The organism is Streptomyces thermodiastaticus (assembly GCF_014656135.1).
In the GTDB taxonomy this organism is placed as follows: Bacteria; Actinomycetota; Actinomycetes; order Streptomycetales; family Streptomycetaceae; genus Streptomyces; species Streptomyces thermodiastaticus.
On the sequence record NZ_BNBV01000012.1, the window covers coordinates 20432 to 41301 of the forward strand.

Below are 20870 nucleotides of genomic sequence, written 5' to 3' on the forward strand. Positions count from 1 at the left end.
AAGCCATGACCGGTGACCGCCGTCCTCCCTCCGTTCCCCCTCCGCCGTCCCGTGCCGCCTACCCCAGCCGCTTGATCATGGTGTACTCGGTGACGCCCGGCGGATAGTCGGGGATCGCGCACGCCACCGTGTAGCCGTGCCGGCGGTAGAAGTCCGGGGCCTGGAAGTCCCAGGTCTCCAGGCGGACACCGATGCACGTGCGCTCCTCGTGGGCGATGCGCTCGGCGTGCCGGAGCAGCCGCGAACCGAGACCCGCGCCCCGGTGCGGGGCGCCCACCCAGAGGAGGCCCACATGCAGCCAGCGCGCCCAGGTGTGGCCCACCAGGCCGCCGGCCAGGGCGCCGGAGTCGTCCGTCGCCCACACGTGCAACGGCTCCTCGTGCCGGTCGGGGGACGTCCGTAGCGCGGCCAGCACCGGGGAGGCGGCGGTGTTCGTGTCGCGGAGGCGGGAACGCAGCAGTTCGCGGCGCTCTGCGTCCACTTCGGCTTCGATACGGAACATGCGGCACACCATAGACCGCACCACGTGGTCAGTTCCGGGGAAACGCCTTCTCGTCCCGGCGCCCGGCCGTACTCTGAAGAGCGGTACCGGTGGGGGCCGGTACCGATCAGGGGGCGAGACAGCCGGGTACGGCGCCTCGAGCGGGGGTAGCCATTCCGCATGGCGGCGGCCGTGCGTCGTGGCGGCCACCCGGACGCCGTGCCCGGGCCCTGGCCGGCCGTACGTCCGCCCGTCCTGATGACCGCGGTCCCCTGCTCCGCCGGGAGCTCGGGGAAGGGGGGGTTCAGTGCGTCGTATCCGAGTCCTGGTCGTGGACGACCACCGCATCTTCGCCGAGTCGCTCGCCGCCGCTCTGGCCGCCGAACCGGACGTCGAGGTGTTCGCGGCCGGTTCGGGACCGGCGGCGCTGCGCTGCCTGGAGCGGGCGGCCGCCGACAACCGCCGTTTCGACGTGCTGCTCGTCGATGCCGACCTCGGCCAGAGCGCCCCCGGCGGGCGGGACACCGTGCCGGTGCAGCCGGTGCCGGAGGGCGACGCCGGGCAGCTGGTGGACGGCATCTCCCTGGTCGCCGGGGTGCGCGAGGCGCAGCCGGGGGTGCGGACGGTGGTGCTCGCCGAGAAGGACGACCCGCGCCGGGCCGCGCTCGCCCTGCAGGCCGGTGCCTCGGGCTGGGTGGCCAAGGAATGCTCGCTGTCCCGGCTGCTCACCGTCATCCGCGGGGTGCTGCGCGACGAGACGCATCTGCCGCCGGCCCTGCTCACCGGCGTGCTGCGCGAACTGACCACCGCCCGCAAGCACCGCACCGAGAGCGAGCGTCTGGTGGAGTCGCTCACCCCGCGCGAGCGGGAGGTGCTGCGGTGCATGGTGGCGGGACTGGGGCGCAAGGCCGTCGCCGAGCGCCTGTATCTGTCCCCGCACACCGTCCGCACCCATATGCAGAACGTGCTGGGCAAGCTCGGGGTGCACTCCACGCTCGCCGCGGTGGCGCTGGCCCGCCGGGCCGGCGTGGGCCCGGCCGAGCTGAACGGCAGCGGGTCAGCCGGGGACGTTGTCGAACGGGGCGGTCAGCCGGCGTAGCAGCCCGGCCAGCTCCGTGCGCTGGGCGGGGGACAGCTGGCTCAGGATCGCCCGCTCCTGCTCCAGCAGCCCCGCCAGCGCCCGGTCCGCGCGGTCGCGGCCCTCGTCCGTGAGCCGGACCAGCACCCCGCGCCGGTCACTGGGGTCGGGCAGCCGCTCCACCAAACCCTTCTGCGCCAGCCGGTCGATACGGTTGGTCATCGTGCCCGAGGTGACCAGCGTCTGGGTCAGCAACTGCCCCGGCGAGAGCTGATACGGCGCGCCCGCCCGCCGGAGCGCGGTCAGCACGTCGAACTCCCACGGCTCCAGGCTGTGCTCGGAGAAGGCCAGACGACGTGCACGGTCCAGGTGCCGAGCCAGCCTGCTGACCCGGCTGAGCACCTCGAGCGGTTCCACGTCGAGGTCCGGGCGCTCCCGGCGCCACGCTGCGACCAGCCGATCGACCTCGTCCTCCATACCGGTCAGTGTAGTGGTTGTGTCGACATAAAGTCTCTTGATGTAGGTCTTCTTGACGTCGAGATAATCCGTGGCAGGGTGGATGCAGACCGCAAGGAGGCCGTCATGCCCGAGCACAGCCCCGCCTGGGACCCCGCCCAGTACCTGCGTCACGCCGACCACCGCGCCCGCCCCTTCACCGACCTGCTGGAGCGCATCCCCGACCTGCCCGCGCAGAAGCAGGGCAGGCCGCCCCGCATCGCCGACCTCGGCTGCGGCCCCGGCAACGTCACCGCGCTGCTCGCCACCCGCTGGCCCACCGCACACATCACCGGCTACGACAACTCTCCCGAGATGCTCGACCGGGCGGAAACGGAACACGCCGGCCCCACCCCGGGCGGCGGCCGCCTGGACTTCGCCGCCGCCGACGCCCGCACCTGGACCCCGGCCGAACCCTGCGACCTGATCGTCAGCAACGCCACCCTGCAGTGGGTTCCGGGTCACCTGGAACGCTTCGCGGACTGGGTGGCGGCTCTGCGGCCCGGCGGCACCTTCGCCTTCCAGGTCCCCGGCAACTTCACCGCACCCAGCCACAGCCTGATGCGCGAGCTGGCCGGCTCCGCCCGCTACCGGCACCGCCTGGCCGGCGTGCTGCGCCACGCGGACGCGGTGCACACCCCCGAGACGTACCTGGAGCACCTGACCGCGCTGGGCTGCACGGCGGACGTGTGGGAGACCACCTACCTGCATCTGCTGCCCGGCGAGGACCCGGTCCTGGACTGGGTGAAGGGCACCGGCCTGCGGCCCGTGCTGACCGCGCTGGCCGACGAGCCGGAGCTGCGCGAGGCGTTCCTCGCGGAGTACACCGACGCCCTCCGCGCGGCCTACCCGCCCGGCCCGCACGGCACGGTGTTCCCCTTCCGCCGCATCTTCGCCGTCGCCCGCAAGGAGGGACGAGCGCCGTGATCACCGCCCTCGGCCACGTCCAGCTCGCCGCCCCGCCCGGCATGGAGGACCGGCTGCGCGCGTACCGCACGCGCCGCGGCCGTGGGCCGCGCGGCGGACGAGGTCTCCGAGCCGGCCACGGGCGGCACTGATCTCGATCCCGGTCATGTCCGCCTGATCACACCACGTCACCGGTGTGCACATGCGGTCAGTTCTTCCGGTGTCCTATCAGCCGCGGCTTCTGCTCCAGCCCGTCCAGGCCGTGCCACGCCAGGTTCACCAGATGGGCCGCCACCTCCGCCTTCTTCGGACGGCGCACGTCCAGCCACCACTGCCCGGTCAGCGCCACCATGCCCACCAGGGCCTGCGCGTACAGCGGGGCCAGCTTGGGATCGAAACCGCGGGACTTGAACTCGCGGCCCAGGATGTCCTCCACCTGGGTGGCGATGTCCGAGATCAGCGAGGCGAAGGAACCCGTGGACTGGGGGATGGGGGAGTCACGGACCAGGATCCGGAACCCGTCCGTGTACTCCTCGATGTAGTCCAGCAGGGCGAACGCCGCCTGCTCGCACAACTCACGGGGATGGCCGGCGGTCAGCGAGCCGGTCACCATGTCCAGCAGCCGCCGCATCTCGCGGTCCACCACGACCGCGTACAGCCCCTCCTTGCCGCCGAAGTGCTCGTACACCACCGGCTTGGACACCCCGGCCTTCGCCGCGATCTCCTCCACCGAGGTGCCCTCGAAACCCTTCGCCGCGAAGAGGGTGCGCCCGATCTCCAGGAGCTGCTGGCGGCGCTGGGCGCCCGTCATCCGGGTGCGGCGCGCCCGCCGCGGCTTGTCGTTGCTCGGGATGCTGCTGGAGTCGGTCGCCACGGCTCCATCATGCCGCCTTGACCGGAGTCCTCCGCCGCCGGGAGCCGCCACCGTCGGTGTTGCGGCGCGAATCGATACGCGAGCGTGACGGCCAGCGCACGTCGTACGCCCAGCCGAGCCGCTCGAACCAGCGGATGATCCGCGCCGAGGAGTCCAGCTGCCAGCGCTCCACCCCGTGCCGGGCGGAGGTCGGGTCGGCGTGGTGCAGGTTGTGCCAGGACTCGCCGCAGGACAGGATCGCCAGCCACCACACGTTGCCCGAGCGGTCCCGCGACTTGAACGGCTGCTTGCCCACCGCATGGCAGATGGAGTTGATCGACCACGTCACGTGGTGCAGCAAAGCCACCCGGACGAGCGACCCCCAGAAGAACGCGGTGAACGCACCCCACCACGACCAGGTGACCAGTCCGCCGATCAGCGGAGGCGTCAGCAGCGACACCGTCGTCCACAGCACGAACTGCCGGGAGATCCGCCGCATCGTCGGATCCTTCAGCAGATCGGGCGCGTACTTGTCCTGCGGGGTCTGCTCCTCGTCGAACATCCAGCCCACATGCGCCCACCACAGGCCCTTCAGCAGCGCCGGAATCGTCTCCCCGTACCGCCACGGCGAGTGCGGGTCCCCCTCGTGGTCGGAGAACTTGTGGTGCCGGCGGTGATCCGCCACCCAGCGCACCAGGGGCCCCTCCACCGCCAGCGACCCCGCGATCGCCAGCGCGATCCGCAGCGGCCGCCGGGCCTTGAAGGACCCATGCGTGAAGTGACGGTGGAAGCCGATCGTGATGCCGTGACAGCCCAGGAAGTAGAAGAGGACGAGCAGGCCCAGATCCAGCCAGCTCACCCCCCAGCCCCAGGCCAGCGGCACCGCCGCCAGCAACGCCAGGAACGGCACGACGATGAACAGCAGCAGCGTGATCTGCTCGATCGAACGCTTCTGCTCACCGCCCAGCGTCCCGGAGGGCAGCGGGCCGGCCGCCGTTCCGCTTTTGTCGATCACGTCGGAGGAGCTTGTGGTCATGGGCGTCCCCTGGGGGGTCGAGGGTCGAGACAGGCGCCGGAGGTTCGCAACCCACCAGCTTCCTACGGTTCCGTAACCTACGGCTTCGTAAGTATGGCAGTGCGTCGCCTCCCATCAAGAGCCCCTGGCCTGCGCGTCCCACCCGACACCTAGACTTGGGGTCGGTCGGACAGCGCGGTCCGCTCTGAAGATTTGTTCCCGGATGCCCGGCCCGTATGCGGTTGCCGCCTTGCGGCACCCGTCCGGGTCCCCCTCCCAGACGACCCCGCCCGTCGCCCCTCACCGCCTCCTTCACGAGGAGCCGCCGGTGCGACGGACCTTCTGAGACTGCAAGGAGCCGCACCTGTGAGCAGTGCCGACGACCAGACCACGGCCAGTAGCGAGCTGCGCGCCGACATCCGCCGGCTGGGGGACCTCCTCGGGGAGACCCTGGTACGACAGGAGGGTCCCGAACTCCTCGACCTGGTGGAGAAGGTCCGCCGACTCACCCGGGAGGACGGTGAAGCCGCCGCCGAACTGCTGCGCGGCACCGAACTGGAGACCGCGGCCAAGCTGGTGCGCGCCTTCTCCACCTACTTCCACCTGGCCAACGTCACCGAACAGGTGCACCGCGGCCGCGAGCTGCGCGCCCGCCGCGCCGCCGAGGGCGGCCAGCTCGCCCGCACCGTCGACCGGCTGAAGGACGCCGACCCCGAGCACCTGCGCCGGACCGTGCGGAACCTCAACGTCCGCCCGGTGTTCACCGCACACCCCACCGAGGCCGCCCGCCGTTCGGTGCTCAACAAGCTGCGCCGCATCGCCGCCCTGCTGGAGACCCCGGTCGTCGCCTCCGACCGGCGCCGCCTGGACCGTCGCCTGGCGGAGAACATCGACCTGGTCTGGCAGACCGACGAACTGCGCGTGGTGCGCCCCGAACCCACCGACGAGGCCCGCAACGCCGTCTACTACCTGGACGAACTCCACGCCGACGCCGTCGGCGACGTCCTGGAGGACCTCACCGCCGAACTCGAACGCATCGGCGTCACCCTCCCGGACGACACCCGCCCGCTCACCTTCGGCACCTGGATCGGCGGCGACCGCGACGGCAACCCCAACGTCACCCCCGAGGTCACCTGGGACGTGCTGATCCTCCAGCACGAACACGGCATCAACGACGCGCTCGACATGATCGACGAGCTGCGCGGGTTCCTGTCCAACTCCATCCGCTACACCGGCGCCACCGAGGAACTCCTCGCCTCCCTCCGGACCGACCTCGACAACCTTCCCGAGATCAGCCCCCGCTACAAGCGGCTCAACGCCGAGGAGCCCTACCGGCTCAAGGCCACCTGCGTCCGCCAGAAGCTCGTCAACACCAAGCAGCGCCTGGCCAAGGGCACCCCGCACGAACCCGGCCGCGACTACCTCGGCACCGCCGAACTCCTCGCCGACCTGCGGCTGATCCAGAACTCGCTGCGCGCCCACCGCGGCGGCCTGTTTGCCGACGGGCGTCTGGCCCGCACCATCCGCACCCTGGCCGCCTTCGGCCTGCAGCTGGCCACCATGGACGTCCGTGAACACGCCGACGCCCACCACCACGCCCTCGGCCAGCTGTTCGACCGGCTCGGCGAGGAGTCCTGGCGCTACGCCGACATGCCCCGCGAGTACCGCACCAAGCTGCTCGCCAAGGAACTCCGCTCCCGCCGCCCCCTCGCCCCCACCCCCGCACCCGTCGACGCCGCCGGGCAGAAGACCCTCGGCGTCTTCCAGACGATCAAGCGGGCGCTGGAGGTGTTCGGGCCCGAGGTCGTCGAGTCCTACATCATCTCCATGTGCCAGGGCGCCGACGACGTGTTCGCCGCCGCCGTCCTCGCCCGCGAGGCCGGGCTGATCGACCTGCACGCCGGCTGGGCGAAGATCGGGATCGTGCCGCTGCTGGAGACCACCGAGGAGCTCCGCGCCGCCGACACCATCCTGGAGGACATGCTCTCCGACCCCTCCTACCGGCGCCTGGTCGCCCTGAGGGGAGACGTCCAGGAGGTCATGCTCGGCTACTCGGACTCCTCCAAGTTCGGCGGCATCACCACCTCCCAGTGGGAGATCCACCGCGCCCAGCGCCGGCTGCGCGACGTCGCCCACCGCTACGGGGTGCGCCTGCGCCTCTTCCACGGCCGCGGCGGCACCGTCGGCCGGGGCGGCGGCCCCACCCACGACGCGATCCTCGCCCAGCCCTGGGGCACCCTGGAGGGCGAGATCAAGGTCACCGAGCAGGGCGAGGTCATCTCCGACAAGTACCTCATCCCGTCCCTGGCACGGGAGAACCTGGAGCTGACGGTGGCGGCCACCCTGCAGGCGTCCGCCCTGCACACCGCGCCCCGCCAGTCCACCGAGGCCCTGGCCCGCTGGGACGCCGCGATGGACGTCGTCTCCGACGCCGCGCACGCCGCCTACCGGCGTCTGGTGGAGGACCCGGACCTGCCGGCCTACTTCTTCGCCTCCACGCCCGTCGACCAGCTCGCCGACCTCCATCTCGGCTCCCGGCCCTCCCGCCGGCCCGACTCCGGGGCCGGTCTGGACGGGCTGCGGGCCATCCCGTGGGTGTTCGGCTGGACCCAGTCCCGGCAGATCGTCCCGGGCTGGTACGGCGTCGGTTCCGGTCTGCAGGCGCTGCGGGAGGCCGGCCTGGACACCGTGCTGGAGGAGATGCACCGCGAGTGGCACTTCTTCCGCAACTTCATCTCCAACGTGGAGATGACACTGGCCAAGACCGACCTGCGTATCGCCCGGCACTACGTCGACACCCTCGTGCCCGACGAGCTCACGCACGTCTTCGAGGCCATCAAGGCCGAGCACGAGCTGACCGTCGCGGAGGTGCTGAGGGTCACCGGCGAGCGCGAACTGCTCGACCACCAGCCGGTCCTGAAGCAGACCTTCGCGATCCGCGACGCCTACCTGGACCCGATCTCCTACCTCCAGGTCGCCCTGCTGAAGCGGCAGCGCGACGCCGCGGCCGCCGGCCAGGACCCCGACCCGCTGCTCTCCCGCGCCCTGCTGCTGACCGTCAACGGCGTCGCCGCCGGCCTGCGCAACACCGGCTGACCACCGCCGCCACCACACACCGGCGCCCCCGGGGCCACCCGCCCCGGGGGCGCTTGTCCGTGCCGTACGGGTCCGTGCCGTACGGGCTACGTGCCCCGCGGCTCACAGCGCGGCGAACGCCGCCGTCAGCAGCGCCACCCCCGCCCCGGCGAGCACCCATGCCGTGCGGACCAGCCGCAGCCCGCCCGCCACCACCACCGACGCCAGCAGCAGCGCACCGCCCAGCGGAGCCCACGCGTACAGGATCCCGGCCGGCCCCGACCGCAGCACCCGGTCCGTGCCCGGCTTCACGACCACGCTGTACGTCTCCCCCTTGCGCACCGCCACCGCGGAGACCTCCACCCGGTCACGCGCCGTGGACCCCGGCGAGACGGGGGTGTACCGGCCGGTGCACGTGTCACCCGCGCAGTGCGTCACCTCCACCGTGCCGCGCTCGCGGCCCTTGGGCAGCATCACGTACGGCGCACTGCTCCACGACGCCCACACACCGGCGATCAGCAGCAGCACCGCCACCGTGCCCATGGTCATCACCCGGCCGATGCGCAGCGCGGCGAACGACGCCCGGCGGGCGGCCGTACGCCCCTGCCGCGCGGGCCGCGACGAACGCGAGGGCCGGACGGGACGCGAGGACCCGGCGGAGCGCGACGACCGGGCGGGACGCGAGGACCGGGCGGAACGACGGGCGGCTGCGGGGGCGGCGGACATGGCCGGGATCATTGGCCATACCCCTTCGCACGGTCAACACCCCTGGCGGCCCGGCGCCCGCAACGTCACGAGTTGTACGCGCTCTGCGCCCGCTCCAGACCCTCCGTCAGCAGACACTCCACCGCGTCCGCCGCCCGGTCCACGAGGTAGTCCAGCTCCTTGCGCTCCGCCGCGGAGAAATCCTTCAGCACGAAGTCCGCCACCGGCATCCGCCCCGGCGGACGCCCGATCCCGAACCGCACCCGGTGATAGTCCCGGCCCACCGCCTTCGTCAGCGACTTCAGCCCGTTGTGCCCGTTGTCCCCGCCGCCCAGCTTCAGCCGCAGCGCGCCGTAGTCGATGTCCAGCTCGTCGTGCACCGCCACGATGTTCACCGGCGGCACCTTGTAGAAATCCCGCAGCGCGCCCACCGGCCCGCCCGACAGGTTCATGTACGACATCGGCTTGGCCAGCACCACCCGGCGGCTGCCCGGACCCGGCGGACCGATCCGCCCCTCCACCACCTGGGCCTGCGCCTTCGCCGCCCGCTTGAACCGGCCCCCCATGCGCTCGGCCAGCAGATCCACCACCATGAACCCCACGTTGTGCCGGTTCCTGGCGTACTCCGGACCCGGATTGCCCAGGCCCACGATCAGCCACGGCGCCTGCGCGGAACTCGCCGGAGTGCTCACGTGCATGTCTCCTTGATACGCGCCGGCCGCCGCCCCCGCACACGTGTACGGAAGCAGCGGCCGGCGGAACGACGGCGAAAGAGAGGATCAGGCCTCGGTCGCCTCGGCCTCACCCTCGCCCTCGGCGGCCTCGGTCTGCGCCTGCAGCACCTGCAGCACGACCGCGTCCTCCTCGATGGCCAGCGACACACCCTGCGGCAGCGGGATGTCCTTGGCCAGAACCGAGGCACCGGCGTCCAGGCCCTCGATCGACACGGTCACGTGCTCCGGGATGTGCGTGGCCTCGGCCTCGACCGGCAGCCCGTCCAGGATGTGCTCCAGCAGGTTGCCACCCGGGGCCAGGTCGCCCTCGGTGTGCACCGGAACCTCGACCGTGACCTTCTCGCCCCGCTTGACCAGCAGCAGGTCCACGTGCTCCAGGAAACCCTTGATCGGGTCACGCTGCACGGACTTCGGGATCGCCAGCTCGTTGGTCTTGCCGTCGATGTCCAGGGAGATCAGGACGTTCGGCGTACGCAGCGCCAGCAGCAGGTCGTGACCCGGGAACGTCAGGTGCACCGGCTCGGAACCGTGCCCGTACAGCACACCCGGAACCTTGTCGGCGCGACGGATACGGCGAGCAGCACCCTTGCCGAACTCGGTACGGGTCTCGGCGGACAGCTTCACCTCAGACATGTTTCTCACTCCTCGTAGAAGGAAGTACGTGGACAAAAGGTCGGGGTCACCCGGCCAACGAACGGCCTGCTACGAAGAGCGCGTCGATAACGGACCGCCGCACCCGTCCAGCCTGAACGGCCACGGCCTCCCTCGCCGAGCAACTGCAGCAGTTTACCCAGCAAGGGAGACCGGACCCAAAATCGGTCGTCGGGAGACCCCAAAGACCAAAAGAGTGATCGTTACTGCGCGGCGATCACTGCTCGTCGAACAGGCTCGTCACCGAACCGTCCTCGAACACCTCACGCACCGCACTCGCGATCGTCGGCGCGATCGAAAGCACCGTGATCTTGTCCAGCTGCAGCTCGCTCGGCGTCGGCAGCGTGTTCGTGAACACGAACTCGCTCACCTTCGAGTTCTTCAGCCGGTCCGCCGCCGGACCCGACAGCACACCGTGCGTCGCCGTCACGATGACGTCCTCCGCACCATGCGCGAACAGCGCGTCCGCCGCCGCACAGATCGTGCCGCCGGTGTCCACCATGTCGTCCACCAGCACACAGATCCGGCCCTTCACATCACCGACGACCTCGTGCACCGTGACCTGGTTCGCCACGTCCTTGTCCCGGCGCTTGTGCACGATCGCCAGCGGCGCGCCCAGCCGGTCGCACCAGCGGTCCGCCACCCGCACCCGGCCGGCGTCCGGAGACACCACCGTCAGCTTCGAGCGGTCCACCTTGCTGCCCACATAGTCCGCCAGCAGCGGCAGCGCGAACAGGTGATCGACCGGGCCGTCGAAGAAGCCCTGGATCTGGTCCGTGTGCAGATCCACCGCCAGAATGCGGTCCGCACCGGCCGTCTTCATCAGATCCGCCACCAGACGCGCCGAGATCGGCTCACGCCCACGGTGCTTCTTGTCCTGCCGCGCATAACCGTAGAACGGCACGATCACGGTGATCGACCGAGCCGACGCACGCTTCAGCGCGTCGATCATGATCAGCTGCTCCATGATCCATTTGTTGATCGGAGCAGTGTGGCTCTGGATCAGAAAGCAGTCCGCGCCACGGGCCGACTCCTGATAGCGCACATAGATCTCGCCGTTGGCGAAGTCGAACGCCTTCGTCGGGACGACCCCGACACCCAGCTCGTGGGCGATTTCCTCGGCAAGCTCGGGGTGGGCGCGGCCGGAGAAGAACATCATCTTCTTCACGCCGGTCGTCTTGATCCCGGTCACAGCAGTGTCTCCTCGAAGGGGGTGTTCGCAGCTGGATGTCGAGATGACCTCGTCAACCGTGTCAAACCGTGCGCCAGAGGTCGTCTCAGCTGGTAGGGGTGCGGGTGTGCACTTATCACCGTACGCCGAGTCCGGCGCACTTGTGTCCGGTCAGTCCTCCGCGGACACCTGCCCGGATGCCGCCTCGGCCGCCTTCGCCGCCGCGCTCCCAGGACGCTTCCGCGCCACCCAACCCTCGATATTCCGCTGCTGACCACGCGCCACAGCCAGCGAACCGGGCGGCACGTCCCGCGTGATCACCGACCCGGCCGCCGTGTACGCACCGTCCCCGATCGTGACAGGCGCCACAAACATGTTGTCCGAACCGGTACGGCAGTGAGAGCCGACCGTAGTGTGGTGCTTCTCCTGCCCGTCGTAGTTCACGAACACAGTCGCCGCACCGATGTTCGTGTACTCGCCGATCGTCGCGTCCCCGACGTACGACAGGTGCGGAACCTTCGTCCCCTCCCCGATCCGGGCGTTCTTCGTCTCGACGTACGTGCCCACCTTGGACTTCAGCCCCAGCCGCGTACCCGGCCGCAGATACGCGTACGGCCCCACCGACGCCTGCGGACCCACCACGGCCTGATCGCAGACCGCGTTGTCCACCCGCGCACCAGCACCGACCTTCGTGTCGGTCAGCCGGCTGTTCGGGCCGACCACACAGCCCTGGGCCAGATGCGTCGACCCGTGCAGCTGCGTCCCCGGCAGCACGGTCACGTCCTGCTCGAACGTCACCGTCACATCCACCCAGGTGGTCGCCGGATCCACGACCGTCACCCCGGACAGCATCGCCGCCGTCAGCAGCCGGTCGTTCAGGATCCGCCGCGCCTCGGCGAGCTGCACCCGGTTGTTGATGCCCGCGATCTCCCGGTGATCGGCGGCCACACAGGCCCCCACCCGGTGACCGGCCTCACGCAGGATCCCCAGGACATCGGTGAGGTATTCCTCACCCTGGCTGTTGTCCGTCCGCACCTTGCCCAGCGCGTCGGCCAGCAGCCGCCCGTCGAACGCGAACACCCCGGAGTTGATCTCCCGGATGGCGCGCTGCTCCTCGGTGGCGTCCTTGTGCTCCACGATCGCGGTCACCGCGCCGGTGCCCGGGTCGCGCACGATCCGGCCGTAGCCGGTCGCGTCCGGCACCTCGGCGGTCAGCACGGTCACGGCGTTGCCGTCCTCGGCGTGGGTGGCGGCGAGCCGGCGCAGGGTCTCGCCGGTGAGCAGCGGGGTGTCGCCGCAGACGACGACCACGGTGCCGTCGACGGCACCACCCAGCTCCTCCAGGCCCATCCGGACGGCGTGCCCGGTGCCCTTCTGTTTCTCCTGCACGGCGGTGCGGACCTGCGGGTCGGCCTCGGCCAGATGCGCGGTCACCTGCTCGCGTGCGTGTCCGACGACGACGACCAGGTTCTCCGGCTCCAGTTCGCGCGCAGCGGCGAGCACATGCCCGACCAGGGATCGGCCGCAGATCTCGTGCAGGACCTTGGGTGTGGCCGACTTCATACGGGTGCCCTCACCCGCTGCGAGAACGACGACGGCTGCCGGGCGGATGACGCTCACGGGATGCCCTTCGGCTGTGGGGTGGGGTGGACATCCGCAGGATAGCGGGGCGTGCGGGGGGTGATACGAGACCGGGTCCCGGCCGTGCGGCCAGGACCCGTACCGAGCAGCTCCGCCAGCTGGACTCGAACCAGCACTACAGGGATTCAAAGTCCCGCGGGCTACCGATTACCCCATGGCGGATGGCTGCGTCAGACCTTACCGGAGACGTGCTGGAGCCTGAGCCACCATCCCGCTCCACCACCCCTCGATGCGGCGGTAGAGCTCGGCGCCCCGTGACACCCGGATCACCAGACATCCCCGGAAGTTCTCGCCCACGTTCCGGCGCACCGTCTTCGGGTTGTGCTTCTTGAGCGTCGTCCTCTGGAGGGCGGAGCCGTCGACGCCGACGAGGCCGGCCCAGTAGCGCTCGGCCGCCTCGACGTCCGCCGAGGCGTGGATCATCACGCGGTACCGCAGCCGCTCCTCCTCGACGCCCAGCATCCTCAGCCAGGCGAGGTAGAGCTGGATCACGCCGGGGTCGCTGTTGACGAAGACGACGTCTTCCCGCCGGTCGTACGCCTTGTCCTTCGCGCCTTCCGCCCAGTAGAGGGCCACTCCCGCCATGAAGAGATTCCGGTCGGACATCTCGCCCACCTCCCGCGCGGCGGCGGCCTTGGTCTGCTGCCGCGCGCGGTCCCGCACGGCGAGCTCGTGCTCCCACCGCTTCCGTGCCGCCAGCCTGGCCTGTTCGGACGGGGCGCGCCGCTCGGGCTTCGGCAGATCACGCACCCACAGCGAAATCGAACTCTTCGAGCAGCCCAGCTCCACCTGGATCCGGTCGTAGGTCCAGCCCTGAAGGCGCAGCTCGCGCGCCTTGTCGCGCATCTCGTCCCTGGCGCGCGGGCGCTTCGTCCACTCCGGTGCGGGCCCGCCCTCCAGGAGGCGGTTGAGGATGTCGTTGTTGTCCACGCGCAGGCGGTCGCGGATCTGCCGCCGGCTGAGCCCGGCCCGTCGAAGTGCCACCGCCCGTTCCCGCAGCGCCTCGAAGTCGGTGTCCGCAGCGGACGGATCGCCGGACGGACGCCTGGACGGATCGCCGAGTGGAAGTGCCATAGCCGTACCGTCCGGCAGGAATGGCGGGTTCCGGTATCGAACGGCGCATGTTCACCAGTTCGAGGGAAACAGGGGGTTTTCGATGGCGTCGCTGGCCGCATGCGCTCACGTCCGGTGATCGCGGTCTGTGCCGAAAGTCGCCGGAGAAGGCCGCTCGGCCGCCCGTACGCTGGAGGGCATGACCAGGACGGGGGATGACCACCAGGCGGCCGGGACCGGGCCGTGGTGGTGGGCGCGGTGGCGCAGTGCGGTGCTCGACGTGGGCCTGGCGCTGGTCTCCGCGGCGGAGTGCGGTGCCGAGGGGGTGCCGTTCGCCCGGGAGGCGGGGGTGCCGGCGGCCGTCGGTGTGGTGTTCGGGGTGCTGGCCGGTTCCGTGCTGCTGGTGCGGCGGCGCTGGCCGATCGCCGTGGTGCTGGTGGCCATCGCGGTCACGCCGGCCCGGATGGGGTTGCTGCTGGGGGTGGTCGGGCTGTACACGCTCGCCGCGTGCGAGCTGCCGCGGCGGGTCATCGGCGCGCTGGCCGGGATGTCGTTCCTGGGCACCATGATCGTGACTTTTGTCCGGGTCGGACAGGAAACGGCCCGGGGGGACTTCACCGTCGGCAACTGGTTCGTGCCGTTCGCCGCGGTGACGACCTCGATCGGGCTGACCGCTCCTCCGCTGCTGCTGGGGCTGTATGCCGGCGCGCGGCGGCGGCTGATGGAGTCGCTGCGGGAGCGGGCGGACAGCCTGGAGCGGGAGTTGCAGCTGCTCGCCGAGCGGGCGGAGGAGCGGGCCGAGTGGGCGCGCAGCGAGGAGCGGACCCGGATCGCGCGGGAGATGCACGATGTCGTGGCGCACCGGGTGAGTCTGATGGTGGTGCACGCGGCGGCGTTGCAGGCGGTGGCCCGGAAGGATCCTGAGAAGGCGGTGCGCAATGCCGCGCTGGTGGCGGACATGGGCCGGCAGGCGCTGACGGAGCTGCGGGAGATGCTGGGGGTGCTGCGCAGTTCGGACGGCGGGCAGTCGGCGCGCCGGGAGCGGGCCGCGGTGCCGGCCCCGGCCCCGGCTCCGGCGCAGGAGTCGGTGGTGCCGGCGGCGGTGGGTAAGGCCGCGGCGGTGGCCGTGGCGTCCGGGTCCGGTGATGCGAGGGCCGGTGAGGGTCCGTCGCTGGCGGAGCTGGAGGAGCTGGTCGGGCAGTCGGCGGCGGCGGGGATGACCGTGGATCTGTCGGTGGAGGGGGAGGCGCGTTCCTACGGCCGGGAGATCGAGCAGACCGCCTACCGGGTCGTGCAGGAGGCGCTGACCAATGTGCACAAGCATGCGGCGGGGGCGAAGACCCATGTGCGGCTGGCGCACCGGGGGTCGGAGATCGCGATGCAGGTGGAGAACGAGCCGCCGCCGGAGCCGGCGTCCGCGGAGTCGGCGGGGCTGCCGTCGGGCGGCAACGGCCTGGTGGGGATGCGGGAGCGGGTCGTGGCGCTGGGCGGGGTGTTCGTGTCGGGGCCGACGGAGGCGGGGGGTTTCAAGGTGTCGGCGGTGATTCCGGCGTCGTCGTGATCCCGGTGATCCGGGGGCGTCGTGGTCCCGGTGGTCCCGGGGGCGTCGTGGTCCCGGTGGTCCCGGGGGCGTCGAGGTCCCGGTGTTCCGGGGGCGTCGTGGTCCCGGCTCGTCGCGCTGGGCGGGTGTGCCGGTCCGGCCGGCCCGTGGGGGTCAGGACGCGGTGAGGCGTACGGGGGCGACGCCGCAGACGAGGTCGGTCAGGGCGTGGTCGATGTCGGGGCCGAGGTACCAGTCGCCGGTGTGGTCGAGGGCGTAGACGCGGCCTTCGGCGTCGATGGCGAGGAGGGACTGGTTGTCGGTCTCCAGTCCGAGGGGGGCGACCTCGGTGTCCAGGGCGCGGCCGAGGTCGCCGAGGGTGCGGGCCATGTGGAGTCCGTGCAGCGGGTCGAGGTCGACGGTGGCGGGGGCGATCTGGCGGCCGGGGCCGGTGGGGGTGACGGTGAGGCCGCCGAATTCCGCCCAGGCTTCGACGGCGGCGGGGAAGACGGCGTGGCGGTGGCCGCCCGGTGAGGTGTGGGCGCGCAGGGTGTCGGCCCAGATCTCGGCCTGTTCGATGTGCCGGCGTCCGGGTTCCCAGCCGGCGGCGCGCAGTGCGGCGTCGACGGGTTCGGTGAAGCGCGGGGCGGTTCCGCCGGGCACGCGGGGGTCCGGGTGCCGGGGGGTGGTGGTGCGGTCGGCGTGCATCGGGCCCTTCGTTCGTCCGGGGTGTCCGGGGGTGTCGGTGACGGTGGTGTCGGTGACGGTCGGGTGGTGGTGAGGGCCGGGGCGTCAGCGGGTGTCGTCGGTGGGGTCGACGATGCGGATGCCGAAGTGGGCGCTGAGCGCTGTGCAGGCGCGGCAGGGGGCGGCGAAGGTGCCGTGCAGGGGGTCGCCGTCCTCGCGGATGCGGCGTGCGGTGAGTTTGGCGTGTTTGAGTGCTTTGCGGGCTTCGCCGTTGGTCATGGGCCGGCGGGAGGCGCGTTTGCTGCGGCCGGCGTCGGCGGCGGTGATGTGCCGGGAGATGAGGAGGGTTTCGGCGCAGCGGCCGGTGAAGCGGTCGCGTTCGGCGCTGGTGAGGGTGTCGAGGAAGTCCTGGACGAGGGGGTGCAGGGTGGGGGGTTCCTCGCCGCGTGCGGCGGTGCCGGTGAGGGTTTCGCCGCGTACGGACAGGGCGGCGGCGATGGTGGGGAGGATGCCGTCGCGCCGGTGGCGGAGGGTGGGGGGCGGCGGGGTGTCGGTGCTGCTCCAGCCGATCCGCGGGTCGCCGAGGGGGTCGGCCTGCGGATCCGTCTGTGTGGCTTCCATGATCATCATTCCCCTCCCGAGCATCCCCCCGAAGCACTCAGAGTGCCAAATCGGAAGGCGGCAGTGGTAGCCGGGTCGGCGTGGAACGCCCGTGCGGGGCACAGCGTCCCAAGGGGGTGACGGCTGGTCATGGTGGTGTGGGCGGCCGGCGGCCGTGGGCGGGGCCGAGGCCCGGTGACCGCTGTGGGTGTACCGCATAGGCTGTCGGGCACGCCGCGATGTGCGGCCGACGCGTGAAAGAGAAGTAGTCGATACGGGTCTGGGTGGGGTGGCGCGGGATGCCGTCCCGCCGTGGGCCTCACTGAGCGCCGCAGGGGGCAACCGCCATGACATCAGGTCGGCTCGGGCAGCAAGCCGCGCCGCCGAACGCGGCCTATGCCGGGCAGGTCGTGCACTTCCCCGACCCGGTCCGGGCCGCCCGTCATCCCAGAGGGGTACGGGTGGACGAGCGCGGCTACCCCGACTTCTCGCCCTATGCGCGGGCGGCGGCCCGGATCGCGGAGCCCCCGGCGGGTTTCGGGGTGGACGAGCTGCGGCTGACGGACTATGTGTCGGCCAATGCGGCGCTGGCGGCGTCCGGGCACGAGCTGTGGGACACGGTGCCCGGTGTGGCGACTCCGCACGGCTGGACGTGGCATCACGTGGCCGGGACGCGGCGGCTGGAGCTGATCCCGGTCGAGGTGAAGGCGCTGCTGCGGCATCACGGCGGGATCGCGACAGCGAACGTCGACCAGACCAAGCGCGGGACGCGTCCGCTGCAGGAGCCCCGTCCGGCGCACTTCCAGCTGCCGAAGTCGGGCCCGGCGGTGACGGAGCTGCAGGTGCAGGGCGTGGAGGAGGACCTGGGGTACCGTCTGCCGGGTGCCTACCGCTCGTTTTTGAAGGCGGCGGGCGGCTGTGCCCCGGTGGGCACGGCGATGGACGCGCAGCTGGGCCTGCTGGTCGACCAGCCGTTCTTCACGGTGCGTGAGGAGGCGGCGGTCAACGATCTTGTGTACATCAACAAGTGCCTGCGCGATCACCTGACCAAGGACTATCTGGGGGTCGCGTTCGTGCAGGGCGGTCTGCTCGCGGTGAAGGTGAAGGGCGAGCGGACCGGTTCGGTGTGGTTCTGCCCCTACGACGACGTGCGGGACGTGGATCCGTCGTGGTCGCAGGCCGAGCGGGTGGAGCGGCTGCTGCTGCCGTGCGGGGACGACTTCGACGCGTTCCTGTCGCGGCTGGCGGGGTCCGCGCCGGAGCTGGAGACGGTGGCGAATCTGATGGTGGACGGCGGTTTCGCGCGTGCCGTCCCGGTGTCTTCCGGGTCGTCGGTGGGGGAGTGAGCGTGCGATGGTGACGTTCGCGCAGGCGCAGGAGCGCGCGGAGGAGTGGATCAACGGGGACGTCCCGGCGTACCAGCACCGTGAGGTGCGGGTGCGGGAGTTCGACCTGGGGTTCGTGGTGTGGGCGGAGGACCGCGCCGACGGCCCGCGGGTGGACGGGGGCGCGCAGCGGCTGGTGATCGCCCGGGACAGCGGGGAGGCCACGCTGTGGCCGGCGCTGCCGGTGGGTGAGGTGATCCGCCGGTACGAGGAGGAGTACGGCCGTACGGCCGCGTCCGCCGCGGCCGCACCGGCGCCGCCGGCCCGGGTGGACCTGAATCAGACGTCGTTCCTGCTGACGCCTCCGCAGTGGCTGCAGGAGGCGGCGGACAAGCAGGGTGTGCCGGGCCGCCGGGAGGGTGCCGAGGCTCCGGGCGGGCCCGCGGACGGCGGCGGGGCCGGCTCCGGCGGAGCAACGCAGTCCGGGGCCGCTGCTTCCGCCGGCGGGACGGGGGCCGGGGCCGCGGCTTGTGCTGCCGGTGACGGTGCGGGGGCGGCGGCTGCCGCCGCTGGTCCGGGCGGTGCGGCTCCGGGCGGGGACGGCGGTGGTGTGCCGCGTCAGCGGGCCGGGGCACCGTCGGGCACGCCCTCGGCGACGGACGGGAGCGCTCCTGCCGGGCCGGGTGCGCCGTCTTCGGACCGGACGCCGCCTGCGGGAACATCCGCCGCGCCTATGTCCCCGGCCACCCCTGCCGCCGGTGCGCCCGCCGCGCCCGTGGGGGCGACGCCGTGGGCCGGGACGGACACGACCGCCGCCGACGACGAGGACGACCGTTCGGTGCCGCTGCCCAAGACCGTGTTCGCGCCGCCGCTGAGCGGTGTCGACGAAGGCAGCACCCCGCCGCCCGCCGTCCCGGACGCCAAGACGACGCTGATGGGGACCGGCAGCCGGCCGGCCCCGGAGCCGAAGGACGCCGGCGCGTCCCCGGCGCAGGGCACGCCGTCCGGGCGGGGTGACGTGCCGGGTGCGTCCGGCGCGCCCGCGGGGCCGCAGGCGAGCACCCCGCCGTCTCCGTCGGCTCCGTCGGCCGGCTCCGGGCAGCCGCTGCCGCCGGACGCCGGTGACAGCGCCGGCGCCGCACCGGAGAAGGCCGCGGGCAAGGACACACCTGGGCCGGACCGGGGGCAGGGCGGTGCCGCCGCGCCGACCCCGTCGGCCGCCGCCGCGGGCGGGTATGTGCCGACGCAGCTGGTGCCGTCCACGAGACCGGGCGCCCCCGGGGCGCCGCAGGACGCCGCGGGCCAGGCCGCGCCGCAGCCGCCGGCCGCTCCGGGCGCCCCGAATCCGCCGGGCACGGCGGGCTCCACGCCTCCGGGCGGGGTCCATCACGCGCCCACGATGCTGGCCGCGCCGCCGCCCGGCGGTCCCGGTGTCCCGCCTCCGCCCGCCCCTCCGGGCGCCCCGGGGGCGCCCAAGCCGCCAGGTGCCCCGAATCCGCCGGGCACTGCGGGCTCCACGCCTCCGGGCGGCGTCCACCAGGCGGCGACGGTGCTGGCCGCGCCGCCGCCCGGCGGTCCGGCCACCCCGCCTCCGCCGGGTGCCGTTCCGCCTCCGCCGGGTGCCGTTCCGCCTCCGCCGCCTCCGCCGGGTGCCGTTCCGCCTCCGCCTCCGGGTGCCGTGCCTCCGCCGGGGGCTGTGCCGCCGCCCGGTGCGGTGCACACGCCTCCGGGTCCGGTGCCCGCCGTCGGCCGGCCGGCCTACGGCTACCCCCAGCAGGGCCGGCCGACCGTGGGCCCCGGGTATCAGGCCGTGCTGCGCTACCGCGCCCAGGACGGCTCCGAGCAGCAGCTGATCCGGCGTTCCGCGCCGGGCCTGCCGCACCCGGAGTGGCAGATCTTCCACGAGCTGCGTGCCCTGAACGTGCCGCCGGACCAGGTGCTGGAGCTGCACACGGAGCTTGAGTCGTGCATGCTGCCGGGTGCCTACTGCGCGCGGATGATCCGTGAGCAGTGGCCGCAGGCGCGGATCACGTCGATCGCGCCCTACGGCACCGATCACGCCGGCCGCCGGCAGGGCATGCAGCAGCTCCTGGCGCACCAGGGCGAGCTGCACCAGGTCGCGGACGGTCCCGCGCGTCCGGCTCCGGTGCGGGCACCGCTGCCGCCGGTGCAGGCCGCGCCGCCGATCCCGCCGGAGGCGATCGCGCAGGAGCTGAACGCGGCGTTCGGTCCGGGTGTCTTCCGGTTCGAGCAGGCGGCCGTCCAGCGGCAGGGGGTGCCGCCGGTGGTGGCGCAGACGCTGGTCGTGGCGGGTCTGCCCATGGGCATGGGGCCGTTCTTCTGGGCGCAGGCCCAGCCGGGGCGCCCGGTGCCGACGCTGGCGGAGCTGGCGGCCGAGCGCGGGGTGCAGCCGGCGTCGGACGCGGGCTCGTACCTGGTCGTGGGCAGCGACTTCGGCAAGGCGATCTGCGTGCAGTACGGCACCGCGAACATCGTGGCCGTGCCGGTGGAGGCGGGTCCGGGCGGGGCGCCGGTGCCGCCGCAGTTCGTGAACACCGGGCTGCCGGAGTTCGCGCGCTGCCTGGCGCTGCTGGGCCGGATGTGGCGGCTGCGGTACGGGCTGAACCAGGAACAGGCGGGCCGCTGGACCGTCGACTTCCAGGCTCAGCTGGCCAGTCTGGATCCGGCGGCGCTGAACTCGCCGGAGAGCTGGTGGTCGGTGCTGCTGGAGCAGATGTGGGACGGGCTGCTGTGAGCCGCGGCGCGGCGGTCCCCGGTCGGATCCGGGGATCCGAGTGTCCGGGCACCTGAGCGGCTGACGCGTGGACAGGGCCGGGCCCCGGTCGGAGTACCGGGGGCC

Annotated in this window: 18 protein-coding genes and 1 tRNA gene; 6 read left to right on the forward strand and 13 right to left on the reverse strand. The window is 72.3% G+C overall.

Features of this window, described 5'->3' with window-relative positions; genetic code table 11:
- Window positions 1–58: 58 nt before the first annotated feature.
- Complete coding sequence (locus IE286_RS13405; protein WP_189796921.1) at window positions 59–514, reverse strand: GNAT family N-acetyltransferase; 456 nt, start codon at window positions 512–514, stop codon at window positions 59–61.
- 274 nt (window positions 515–788) lie between these two features.
- Here IE286_RS13405 and IE286_RS13410 point away from each other — a divergent pair, with 274 nt between their 5' ends.
- Entirely contained in the window at window positions 789–1580 is a 792-nt protein-coding gene (locus tag IE286_RS13410; protein WP_189796922.1) for a LuxR C-terminal-related transcriptional regulator, read from the forward strand.
- Here the strand turns inward: IE286_RS13410 and IE286_RS13415 are convergent.
- On the reverse strand, window positions 1539–2036 hold the full coding sequence (locus IE286_RS13415; protein ID WP_189796923.1) for a MarR family winged helix-turn-helix transcriptional regulator: 498 nt from the start codon (window positions 2034–2036) through the stop codon (window positions 1539–1541). The genes IE286_RS13410 and IE286_RS13415 overlap by 42 nt on opposite strands.
- A gap of 105 nt (window positions 2037–2141) precedes the next feature.
- Here IE286_RS13415 and IE286_RS13420 point away from each other — a divergent pair, with 105 nt between their 5' ends.
- Window positions 2142–2981, forward strand: a complete 840-nt coding sequence (locus IE286_RS13420) for a trans-aconitate 2-methyltransferase (protein WP_189796924.1) — start codon at window positions 2142–2144, stop codon at window positions 2979–2981.
- Between the two features lie 187 nt (window positions 2982–3168).
- Here IE286_RS13420 and IE286_RS13425 read toward each other — a convergent pair whose 3' ends face one another.
- On the reverse strand, window positions 3169–3834 hold the full coding sequence (locus IE286_RS13425) for a TetR/AcrR family transcriptional regulator (RefSeq protein WP_189796925.1): 666 nt from the start codon (window positions 3832–3834) through the stop codon (window positions 3169–3171).
- A gap of 7 nt (window positions 3835–3841) precedes the next feature.
- Window positions 3842–4849, reverse strand: a complete 1008-nt coding sequence (locus tag IE286_RS13430) for an acyl-CoA desaturase (protein ID WP_189796926.1) — start codon at window positions 4847–4849, stop codon at window positions 3842–3844.
- Between the two features lie 345 nt (window positions 4850–5194).
- Between IE286_RS13430 and ppc the strand changes: the two genes are divergently transcribed.
- Window positions 5195–7924: a phosphoenolpyruvate carboxylase gene (gene ppc, locus IE286_RS13435; protein ID WP_189796927.1), complete on the forward strand. Its 2730-nt coding sequence runs from the start codon at window positions 5195–5197 to the stop codon at window positions 7922–7924.
- Between the two features lie 102 nt (window positions 7925–8026).
- Here the strand turns inward: ppc and IE286_RS13440 are convergent, their stop codons facing one another.
- The 7 genes from IE286_RS13440 to IE286_RS13470 all read right to left on the reverse strand — a co-directional run bounded on the left by IE286_RS13440 (window position 8027) and on the right by IE286_RS13470 (window position 13879).
- Window positions 8027–8629: a hypothetical protein gene (locus IE286_RS13440; RefSeq protein ID WP_229862633.1), complete on the reverse strand. Its 603-nt coding sequence runs from the start codon at window positions 8627–8629 to the stop codon at window positions 8027–8029.
- A gap of 65 nt (window positions 8630–8694) precedes the next feature.
- A complete protein-coding gene (gene pth, locus IE286_RS13445) occupies window positions 8695–9306 on the reverse strand; it encodes an aminoacyl-tRNA hydrolase (RefSeq protein WP_189796929.1) in 612 nt (203 codons plus the stop codon).
- A gap of 81 nt (window positions 9307–9387) precedes the next feature.
- Entirely contained in the window at window positions 9388–9975 is a 588-nt protein-coding gene (locus IE286_RS13450) for a 50S ribosomal protein L25/general stress protein Ctc (RefSeq protein ID WP_189796930.1), read from the reverse strand.
- A 235-nt stretch (window positions 9976–10210) separates the two neighbouring features.
- The gene (locus IE286_RS13455; RefSeq protein WP_125500687.1) at window positions 10211–11185 is read right to left on the reverse strand and encodes a ribose-phosphate diphosphokinase; all 975 of its coding nucleotides are present in this window, start codon (window positions 11183–11185) and stop codon (window positions 10211–10213) included.
- 150 nt (window positions 11186–11335) lie between these two features.
- The gene (gene glmU, locus IE286_RS13460) at window positions 11336–12784 is read right to left on the reverse strand and encodes a bifunctional UDP-N-acetylglucosamine diphosphorylase/glucosamine-1-phosphate N-acetyltransferase GlmU (RefSeq protein WP_189796931.1); all 1449 of its coding nucleotides are present in this window, start codon (window positions 12782–12784) and stop codon (window positions 11336–11338) included.
- 110 nt (window positions 12785–12894) lie between these two features.
- A tRNA-Gln gene (locus IE286_RS13465) sits at window positions 12895–12967 on the reverse strand.
- Between the two features lie 15 nt (window positions 12968–12982).
- Complete coding sequence (locus tag IE286_RS13470; RefSeq protein ID WP_229862644.1) at window positions 12983–13879, reverse strand: hypothetical protein; 897 nt, start codon at window positions 13877–13879, stop codon at window positions 12983–12985.
- Between the two features lie 178 nt (window positions 13880–14057).
- On the opposite strand from IE286_RS13470, the gene IE286_RS13475 reads away from it, so the two are divergent.
- Window positions 14058–15419, forward strand: a complete 1362-nt coding sequence (locus tag IE286_RS13475) for a sensor histidine kinase (RefSeq protein WP_189796932.1) — start codon at window positions 14058–14060, stop codon at window positions 15417–15419.
- Window positions 15420–15572: 153 nt separating this feature from the next.
- Here the strand turns inward: IE286_RS13475 and IE286_RS13480 are convergent, their stop codons facing one another.
- Both IE286_RS13480 and IE286_RS13485 read right to left on the reverse strand, forming a co-directional pair.
- On the reverse strand, window positions 15573–16106 hold the full coding sequence (locus tag IE286_RS13480) for an SUKH-3 domain-containing protein (RefSeq protein ID WP_189796933.1): 534 nt from the start codon (window positions 16104–16106) through the stop codon (window positions 15573–15575).
- An 84-nt stretch (window positions 16107–16190) separates the two neighbouring features.
- The gene (locus tag IE286_RS13485) at window positions 16191–16715 is read right to left on the reverse strand and encodes a YwqJ-related putative deaminase (protein WP_189796934.1); all 525 of its coding nucleotides are present in this window, start codon (window positions 16713–16715) and stop codon (window positions 16191–16193) included.
- 317 nt (window positions 16716–17032) lie between these two features.
- Here IE286_RS13485 and IE286_RS13490 point away from each other — a divergent pair, with 317 nt between their 5' ends.
- A complete protein-coding gene (locus IE286_RS13490) occupies window positions 17033–18031 on the forward strand; it encodes an SMI1/KNR4 family protein (protein ID WP_189796935.1) in 999 nt (332 codons plus the stop codon).
- A gap of 7 nt (window positions 18032–18038) precedes the next feature.
- Window positions 18039–20765 carry an SUKH-4 family immunity protein gene (locus IE286_RS13495; RefSeq protein ID WP_189796936.1) on the forward strand — a complete coding sequence of 909 codons (2727 nt, stop codon included), beginning with the start codon at window positions 18039–18041 and terminating at the stop codon, window positions 20763–20765.
- Window positions 20766–20870 lie beyond the last annotated feature (105 nt).